Annotated in this window: 7 protein-coding genes; 5 read left to right on the plus strand and 2 right to left on the minus strand. The window is 69.9% G+C overall.

What is annotated here, in order from left to right; all coding sequences use genetic code 11:
* Positions 1-2,353 (plus strand): RelA/SpoT family protein (locus CCS38_RS17560; RefSeq protein WP_223734227.1); only part of this gene is annotated, 2,353 nt, incomplete at its 5' end.
* Between the two features lie 63 nt (positions 2,354-2,416).
* Here the strand turns inward: CCS38_RS17560 and CCS38_RS17565 are convergent.
* Together CCS38_RS17565 and CCS38_RS17570 are read right to left on the minus strand one after the other, a co-directional pair.
* Positions 2,417-3,646: a DUF349 domain-containing protein gene (locus CCS38_RS17565; RefSeq protein WP_223734228.1), complete on the minus strand. Its 1,230-nt coding sequence runs from the start codon at positions 3,644-3,646 to the stop codon at positions 2,417-2,419.
* Positions 3,647-3,888: 242 nt separating this feature from the next.
* Entirely contained in the window at positions 3,889-4,704 is an 816-nt protein-coding gene (locus tag CCS38_RS17570; protein ID WP_223734229.1) for a peptidylprolyl isomerase, read from the minus strand.
* A 183-nt stretch (positions 4,705-4,887) separates the two neighbouring features.
* Here CCS38_RS17570 and CCS38_RS17575 point away from each other — a divergent pair, with 183 nt between their 5' ends.
* From CCS38_RS17575 to CCS38_RS17590, 4 genes are all read left to right on the plus strand, one after another.
* Entirely contained in the window at positions 4,888-5,604 is a 717-nt protein-coding gene (locus CCS38_RS17575; protein WP_223734230.1) for an MBL fold metallo-hydrolase, read from the plus strand.
* Between the two features lie 11 nt (positions 5,605-5,615).
* Entirely contained in the window at positions 5,616-6,878 is a 1,263-nt protein-coding gene (hisS, locus tag CCS38_RS17580; RefSeq protein WP_223734231.1) for a histidine--tRNA ligase, read from the plus strand.
* Between the two features lie 182 nt (positions 6,879-7,060).
* Positions 7,061-7,708 carry a vitamin K epoxide reductase family protein gene (locus CCS38_RS17585; protein WP_223734232.1) on the plus strand — a complete coding sequence of 216 codons (648 nt, stop codon included), beginning with the start codon at positions 7,061-7,063 and terminating at the stop codon, positions 7,706-7,708.
* Between the two features lie 42 nt (positions 7,709-7,750).
* On the plus strand, positions 7,751-9,077 hold a 1,327-nt coding region (locus CCS38_RS17590), incomplete at its 3' end, for a replication-associated recombination protein A (RefSeq protein WP_223734233.1).

Consider the following 9,077-nt stretch of genomic DNA (forward strand, 5'->3'; position numbering starts at 1 on the left):
CCCGCCGTCGGCCCCCAAGCCGCTGCCGCCCGGCCACACCGGCCAGCCCGGCGGCCGCTCCGGCTCCTCCAACCGCGTCCGCGCCCGCCTGGCCCGCCTCGGCGTGCAGCGCCAGAGCCCGTACAACCCGGTCCTGGAGCCGCTCCTGCGCATCGTGCGCAGCAACGACCCAAAGATCGAGACGGCCACGCTGCGCCAGGTCGAACGGGCCTACCAGGTCGCCGAGCGCTGGCACCGCGGCCAGAAGCGCAAGAGCGGCGACCCGTACATCACGCATCCGCTCGCGGTCACCACGATCCTCGCCGAGCTGGGCATGGATCCGGCGACGCTGATGGCCGGGCTGCTGCACGACACCGTCGAGGACACCGAGTACGGTCTGGACACCCTCCGCCGGGACTTCGGCGACCAGGTCGCGCTGCTGGTGGACGGCGTCACCAAGCTGGACAAGGTCAAGTTCGGCGAGGCCGCGCAGGCCGAGACCGTGCGCAAGATGGTCGTGGCGATGGCCAAGGACCCGCGCGTCCTGGTGATCAAGCTCGCCGACCGGCTGCACAACATGCGCACGATGCGCTACCTCAAGCGGGAGAAGCAGGAGAAGAAGGCCCGCGAGACGCTGGAGATCTACGCCCCGCTGGCGCACCGGCTGGGCATGAACACCATCAAGTGGGAGCTGGAGGACCTCGCCTTCGCGATCCTCTACCCCAAGATGTACGACGAGATCGTCCGGCTGGTCGCCGAGCGGGCGCCCAAGCGCGACGAGTACCTCGCCATAGTCACCGACGAGGTCCAGGCCGATCTGCGCTCGGCGCGCATCAAGGCCACCGTCACCGGACGGCCCAAGCACTACTACAGCGTCTACCAGAAGATGATCGTCCGCGGACGCGACTTCGCGGAGATCTACGACCTGGTGGGTATCCGCGTCCTCGTCGACACGGTGCGTGACTGTTACGCGGCGCTGGGCACGGTGCACGCGCGGTGGAATCCGGTCCCCGGCCGGTTCAAGGACTACATCGCGATGCCCAAGTTCAACATGTACCAGTCGCTGCACACGACGGTCATCGGGCCCAACGGCAAGCCGGTCGAGCTGCAGATCCGCACGTTCGACATGCACCGCCGCGCCGAGTACGGCATCGCCGCGCACTGGAAGTACAAGCAGGAGGCCGTGGCCGGCGCCTCCAAGATCCGCACCGACGTGCCCAGGGGCAAGGCCGGCAAGGACGACGCGGTCAACGACATGGCGTGGCTGCGGCAGCTGCTGGACTGGCAGAAGGAGACGGAGGACCCGGGCGAGTTCCTGGAGTCGCTGCGCTTCGACCTCTCGCGCAACGAGGTCTTCGTCTTCACGCCCAAGGGCGATGTCATAGCGCTGCCGGCCGGTGCGACGCCCGTGGACTTCGCGTACGCGGTGCACACCGAGGTCGGCCACCGCACGATAGGCGCGCGCGTCAACGGCCGCCTCGTACCGCTGGAATCGACGCTGGACAACGGCGATCTGGTGGAGGTCTTCACCTCCAAGGCGCCGGGGGCCGGGCCGTCCCGGGACTGGCTGGGCTTCGTCAAGTCCCCGCGGGCCCGCAACAAGATCCGCGCGTGGTTCTCCAAGGAGCGCCGCGACGAGGCGATCGAGCAGGGCAAGGACGCCATCGCGCGGGCCATGCGCAAGCAGAACCTGCCGATCCAGCGCATCCTGACCGGCGACTCGCTGGTCACCCTCGCGCACGAGATGCGGTACCCGGACATCTCCTCGCTGTACGCGGCGATCGGCGAGGGCCATGTCACCGCGCAGTCCGTCGTGCAGAAGCTGGTGCAGGCGCTCGGCGGCCAGGACGAGGCCACCGAGGACATCGCCGAGTCCACGCCGATCCGCCGCTCCAAGCGGCGCTCCAGCGCGGACCCGGGCGTGGTCGTCAAGGGCGTCGAGGACGTCTGGGTGAAGCTGGCCCGCTGCTGTACGCCGGTGCCGGGCGACCCGATCATCGGCTTCGTGACCCGCGGTTCCGGCGTATCGGTTCACCGTGCGGACTGCCTCAACGTCGACTCGCTGTCCAAGCAGCCGGAGCGGATCCTGGAGGTCGAGTGGGCGCCCACCCAGTCCTCGGTCTTCCTGGTCGCCATCCAGGTCGAGGCGCTGGACCGCTCGCGACTGCTCTCGGACGTCACACGCGTCCTGTCCGACCAGCACGTCAACATCCTGTCCGCGGCCGTCCAGACCTCCCGCGACCGGGTGGCCACCTCCCGCTTCACCTTCGAGATGGGCGACCCCAAGCACCTGGGGCATGTCCTGAAGGCGGTACGGGGCGTGGAGGGCGTGTACGACGTGTACCGCGTGACATCGGCGAGGCGGCCCAACTAGCCGCCGTACTACGCGAGGAGGGCCCCGGTACCGAAGTACCGGGGCCCTCCTCGTGCGTGCTGCTCAGCCGCCGAACTCCTGCAGGCCCTTCTGGGCCTGGTCCAGCAGGGCCTGGCGGCCCTCCAGCTCGCGGGCGAGCTTGTCGGCCTTGGCGTTGTTGCCGGCCGACCGGGCGGCGTCGATCTGCTTCTGGAGCTTGTCGACGGCGTCCTGGAGCTGGCCGGTCAGCCCCGCGGCACGCGCCCGCGCCTCGGGGTTGGTCCGCCGCCACTCGGCTTCCTCGGCCTCCTGGATGGCGCGCTCGACGGCGTGCATCCGGCCCTCGATCTTCGGGCGGGCGTCCCGCGGCACATGGCCGATGGCCTCCCACCGCTCATTGATCGAACGGAACGCGGCCCGCGCGGCCTTGAGGTCCGAGACCGGGAGCAGCTTCTCGGCCTCGACGACCAGCTCCTCCTTGCGGGTGAGGTTCTCCCGCTGCTCGGCGTCCCGCTCCGCGAAGACCTCGCTGCGCGCCTGGAAGAAGACGTCCTGGGCGCCGCGGAAGCGGTTCCACAGGTCGTCCTCGTGCTCGCGCTGGGCGCGGCCCGCGGCCTTCCACTCCTGCATCAGCTCGCGGTACCGGGCCGCGGTCGGGCCCCAGTCCGTCGAGCCCGAGAGCGCCTCGGCGTCCGCGACCAGCTTCTCCTTGACCTGCCTGGCCTGCTCGCGCTGCGCGTCCAGCGACGCGAAGTGCGCCTTGCGCCGCTTGGAGAACGCGGAGCGGGCGTGCGAGAAGCGGTGCCACAGCTCGTCGTCGGACTTGCGGTCCAGCCGCGGCAGTCCCTTCCACGTGTCGACCAGGGCACGCAGCCGCTCGCCGGCCGCCCGCCACTGCTCGCTCGCCGCCAGCTCCTCGGCCTCGGCGACCAGCTTCTCCTTGGCCACCCTGGCCTCGTCGGCCTGCCGGGCCTTGGCCGCCTTGCGCTCCTCGCGGCGGGCCTCGACCGTCTGGACGAGCGCGTCCAGGCGCTTGCGCAGGGCGTCGAGGTCGCCCACCGCGTGGTGCTCGTCGACCTGCTGCCGCAGATGGTCGATCGCGGTCATGGCGTCCTTGGCCGACAGGTCGGTCGTCCTGACCCGCCGCTCGAGGAGGCCGATCTCGACGACCAGGCCCTCATACTTGCGCTCGAAGTAGGCGAGGGCCTCGTCGGGCGATCCCGCCTGCCACGATCCGACGACCTTCTCACCGTCGGCGGTACGCACGTACACGGTCCCCGTCTCGTCGACGCGGCCCCATGGGTCGCTGCTCACAGCGCCTCCTCCACATGATGCCGGCGGGACACCGGGGTCCCGGGCATCGTCCACAGTTTCTGTCCGGCGGGACCGCGCCCCGGCCGGTCCGACGGACTGTTCTTGCGGGTGAGGGTGGCAGCCGTCGGAGCAGGCACCCTACCCAACGCCAATCTAGGCGACCGGTGGCCCGGCTGTCCGCATCCCGCACGACCGAAATTCCGTGGTCCCGGCGCGGACGGCCAGGACCGCGGTACAGGCTCTCAGGACTTGGTGACGCGGGCGCGGTCGATGACGACGGTGGCGTTGGGCACGGTGTTCTGCGTCTGCGGGTCGGGCGTGGAGCCGGCCTTGGCGATCTTCTTCAGGACGTCCATGCCCTGCGTGATCGTCCCGAACGGCGTGTAGTTCGGCGGCAACTGGCTGTCCTGGAAGACCAGGAAGAACTGGCTGCCGCCGGTGTCCCGGGTCTTCTCGCTCTGTCCGTCGTAGCGGTTGGCCATCGCGACCGTGCCCGCCGGGTAGACGCCGCCCTTGAGCCGCGGGTCCTTGAGGTTCTCGTCCGGAATCGTGTAGCCCGGGGTGCCCTGGCCGGTACCGGTCGGGTCGCCGCACTGCAGGACGTGGAGGCCGTCGTCGACCAGGCGATGGCACTTGCTGTGGTCGAAATAGCCCTGTTCCGCCAGGAAATTGAACGAGTTGACCGTGTGCGGGGCCTTCTTCGCGTCCAGCTTCATGGCGATGTCGCCACAGGTGGTGGCGAGCTTCGCGGTGTACGAAGCGGACGTGTCCACCGTCAGCTTCGGCTCCTTCTTCCACTGCTTCTTCGACGGCTCGCCCTTGGCGGGCGTACCGCACGGGTCCTTGGGCTCCTGCTCCGCCGCCGTGTTCTTGCCGTCTCCGCCGACCAGCCCCGCCGTCGCGTACACGGCCCCGCCCGCGGCGAGCGCCACCGCGAGCACCGACGCGATGATCACGTTCCGGCGCTTGGCCTTCCGCTGCGCGGCCGTCCGCCGCTGGAGCTGACGCTCGTACTTCTCGCGCGCAAGCTGCTTGCGCCGCTGATCCCCCTTGACCACCAGGCCGTCTCCTTGGTCCGCATGATCTGCCGTGGCCCGTACCGTATACGGGTTCGCTCCGGCGGGAGTCCCGCCGGTAGGCTCTGAACAGCAGAGATCTTGCAGCATGTTTCTGTGAGATCCGCCAGGGCCGCAGCCAGGGCCTGCCAGGATCTGTCCGCCGGACGATTGATGAGGACGAACGTGCTGATTGCCGGGTTCCCCGCCGGGGCCTGGGGCACCAATTGCTACTTGGTCGCCCCCGCCGCGGGTGAGGAGTGCGTGATCATCGACCCCGGCCACCAGGCCGCCGACGGTGTCGCGGAAGCGGTGAAGAAGCATCGCCTCAAGCCCGTCGCCGTCGTCCTCACCCACGGCCACATCGACCACGTCGCCTCGGTGGTGCCGGTCTGCGGCGCGCACGACGTCCCCGCCTGGATCCACCCCGAGGACCGCTACATGATGAGCGACCCGGAGAAGGCGCTGGGCCGGTCGATCGGCCAGCAGCTGATGGGCGAGCTGACGGTGGGAGAGCCGGATGACGTCAAGGAGCTGGCGGACGGCGGGAAGCTGGAGCTGGCAGGGATGGAGTTCGCCGTCTCCCATGCGCCGGGCCATACCAAGGGGTCGGTGACCTTCAGGATGCCCGAGCAGGCCGACATTCCGCCGGTCTTCTTCTCGGGCGACCTGCTCTTCGCCGGCTCCATCGGACGCACCGACATGCCCGGCGGCAGCCACGCCGAGATCCTCCGGTCGCTGGAGCGCGTATGCCTCCCGCTGGACGACTCGACCGTGGTGCTGTCCGGCCACGGCCCCCAGACCACCATCGGCCAGGAGCGCGCCACCAACCCCTTCCTGCGGGAGGTGGCCGCCGGCCTCGGAACGGGCCCCCAGAGCCCGGCTCCGCGACGAGGAATGTGACGAAAGCTTCCGTGAGCACCTTCAAGGCCCCCAAGGGCACCTACGACCTGATCCCGCCGCAGTCCGCGACCTACCTGGCGGTCCGCGACGCGATCTCCGGACCTCTCAAGCGCTCCGGCTACGGCTACATCGAGACGCCCGGCTTCGAGAACGTCGAGCTGTTCGCGCGCGGCGTCGGCGAGTCCACCGACATCGTCACCAAGGAGATGTACGCCTTCGAGACCAAGGGCGGCGACCAGCTCGCGCTGCGCCCCGAGGGCACCGCCTCCGTGCTGCGCGCCGCGCTGGAGGCCAACCTCCACAAGGCCGGCAACCTCCCGGTCAAGCTCTGGTACTCCGGCTCGTACTACCGCTACGAGCGCCCGCAGAAGGGCCGCTACCGGCACTTCTCGCAGGTCGGCGCGGAGGCCATCGGCGCCGAGGACCCGGCGCTGGACGCCGAGCTGATCATCCTGGCGAACGACGCCTACCGCTCGCTGGGCCTCAAGAACTTCCGCATCCTGCTCAACAGCCTCGGCGACCAGGAGTGCCGCCCCGCCTACCGGGCCGCGCTGCAGGACTTCCTGCGCGCCCTGGACCTGGACGAGGACACCCGCCGCCGGATCGAGATCAACCCGCTGCGGGTGCTCGACGACAAGCGCGCGGACGTGCAGAAGCAGCTGGCCGGCGCGCCGCTGCTGCGCGACCACCTCTGCGAGAACTGCAAGGCGTACCACGAGCAGGTACGCGAGCTGCTGACCGCTGCGGGCGTCGCGTACGAGGACGACCCCAAGCTGGTGCGCGGGCTGGACTACTACACCCGTACCACCTTCGAGTTCGTCCACGACGGGCTGGGCTCGCAGTCCGCGGTCGGCGGCGGCGGCCGGTACGACGGCCTGTCCGAGATGATCGGCGGCCCGGCGCTGCCGTCCGTCGGCTGGGCGCTCGGCGTGGACCGCACGGTCCTGGCGCTGGAGGCCGAGGGCGTGGAGCTGGAGATTCCCGCCAGCACCGCCGTCTTCGCGGTGCCGCTGGGCGAGGAGGCCCGCCGGGTGCTCTTCGGCACGGTCACCGAGCTGCGCCGGGCCGGTCTGGCGACCGACTTCGCGTACGGCGGCAAGGGCCTGAAGAACGCCATGAAGTCGGCGAACCGCTCGGGCGCGCGGCTGGCGATCGTCGCCGGTGAGCGTGATCTCGCCGAGGGCGTGGTCCAGCTCAAGGACCTGGAGAGCGGCGAGCAGTCGCCGGTCGCGCTGGACGGGATCGTGGCTGCCGTCCAGGCAAAGCTGAGCTGAAACCCGTAGGACTTTCGTGCGAAGGGGTCCGGGGGCCTGATGGCCGCCGGGCCCTTCGTCATGGGCCACAGGCCCTTCCGGGGCGGTCGGCTTTATGTCCTTCGAACAGTGCCCGGCGCGCCCCTTGCGGCACAATGTGAGGCTCCAGCGGGCGTACAACGACGGGACGACGGAACGGCGATATGACGACGACTACGCTTGATGACGTGTCCACCACCGACCATGGCCGTACGGATGGCGACGGCACCATCGGAGCGGGTCGCCCCTTCGCGCTGCTCCTGGTGATCACCGGCGCGCTCGGCCTCCTCGCGGCCTGGGTCATCACCCTGGACAAGTTCGAGCTGCTGAAGGACCCGAGCTTCAAGCCGGCCTGCAGCATCAACCCGATCATTTCCTGCGGCAACATCATGAAGAGCGCGCAGGCCGAGGTCTTCGGCTTCCCGAACCCGATGGCCGGGCTCGTCGGCTTCGGCGTCGTCGTCGCCGTCGGCATGGCCGTGCTCGCCGGCGCCCGTTTCAAGGCGTGGTTCTGGGTCGGCCTGAACGTCGGCACGCTGCTCGGCACGGCCTTCTGCATGTGGCTGATGGGCCAGTCCCTGTACGTCATCAACTCGCTGTGCCTGTGGTGCACGCTCACCTGGCTCGTGACGGTCCTGATGTTCTGGTACACCACCGTGCACAACATCAAGCACCGGATCATCAAGGTGCCTGAGGGCCTGCGCGGCGCGGTCCTGGAGTTCCACTGGGTCGTCCCGGTGCTCTGGTACGGCGTGATCACGCTGCTGATCCTCACCAAGTGGTGGACGCAGTACTGGAGCACGCTGCTCTAGGCGGCAGCTGTGTTGTCAGAGGGGTGACATAGGCTCGGAAGCGTGGAGCCCGACCTGTTCACCGCCGCTGCCGAAGACCGCCAGGAGAAGGACCCCGCGGGGTCCCCGCTCGCTGTACGGATGCGTCCGCGCACCCTGGACGAGGTGGTCGGCCAGCAGCATCTGCTCAAGCCCGGATCGCCGCTGCGGCGGCTGGTGGGCGAGGGGGAGGGCGGCCCGGCCGGCCCTTCCTCGGTGTTTCTGTGGGGCCCGCCCGGAATCGGCAAGACCACCCTCGCGTACGTCGTCAGCCAGGCGACCAACAAGCGCTTCGTGGAGCTCTCCGCGATCACCGCGGGCGTGAAGGAAGTGCGGTCCGTCATCGACGGCGCCCGCCGCGCCTCCGGGGGATACGGGAAAGAGACCGTCCTCTTTCTGGACGAGATCCACCGCTTCAGCAAGGCCCAGCAGGACTCCCTACTCCCGGCGGTGGAGAACCGCTGGGTGACCCTCATCGCGGCGACCACGGAGAACCCGTACTTCTCGGTGATCTCCCCGCTGCTCTCCCGCTCGCTGCTGCTGACGCTGGAGCCGCTCACCGACGACGATCTGCGCGGGCTGCTGAAGCGCGCGCTGACCGACGCGCGCGGGCTGGCGGGCGCGGTGACGCTGCCCGAGGACACCGAGGCGCATCTGCTGCGGATCGCGGGCGGCGACGCGCGCCGGGCGCTGACGGCGCTGGAGGCCGGTGCCGGGTCCGCGATCTCCAAGGGCGAGAAGGAGATCACCCTCCAGACCCTGGAGGAGTCGGTGAACCGGGCGGCGGTGAAGTACGACCGGGCCGGTGACCAGCACTACGACGTGGCGAGCGCGCTGATCAAGTCCATCCGCGGCTCGGACGTGGACGCGGCGCTGCACTATTTGGCGCGCATGATCGAGGCGGGTGAGGACCCGCGGTTCATCGCCCGGCGGCTGATGATCTCCGCGAGCGAGGACATCGGGCTGGCCGACCCGACCGCGCTGCAGACCGCGGTGGCCGCCGCGCAGGCCGTCGCGATGATCGGTTTCCCCGAGGCGCGGATCACGCTCAGCCAGGCGACGATCGCGCTGGCCCTCGCGCCCAAGTCGAACGCGGCGTACATGGCGATCGACGCGGCGCTCGCGGACGTCCGCGCGGGGCTCGCCGGGCCGGTGCCCCCGCATCTGCGCGACAGCCACTACCAGGGCGCGAAGAAGCTCGGCCACGGCAAGGGCTACCAGTACCCGCACGACCTCCCCGGCGGCATCGCGGCGCAGCAGTACGCCCCGGACGAGGTGCACGGCAAGCGGTACTACACCCCGACGCGGTACGGCTCCGAGGCGCGGTACTACGACGTGGTGGAGCGGGTGC

It is taken from the genome of Streptomyces purpurogeneiscleroticus (assembly GCF_020024005.1).
GTDB classification, from domain to species: Bacteria; Actinomycetota; Actinomycetes; order Streptomycetales; family Streptomycetaceae; genus Streptomyces; species Streptomyces purpurogeneiscleroticus.

Bases quoted from the DNA above. Each gene is read 5' to 3' on its own strand.
- CCS38_RS17585 (WP_223734232.1), top strand. From the start codon at position 7,061: ATGACGACGACTACGCTTGATGACGTGTCCACCACCGACCATGGCCGT.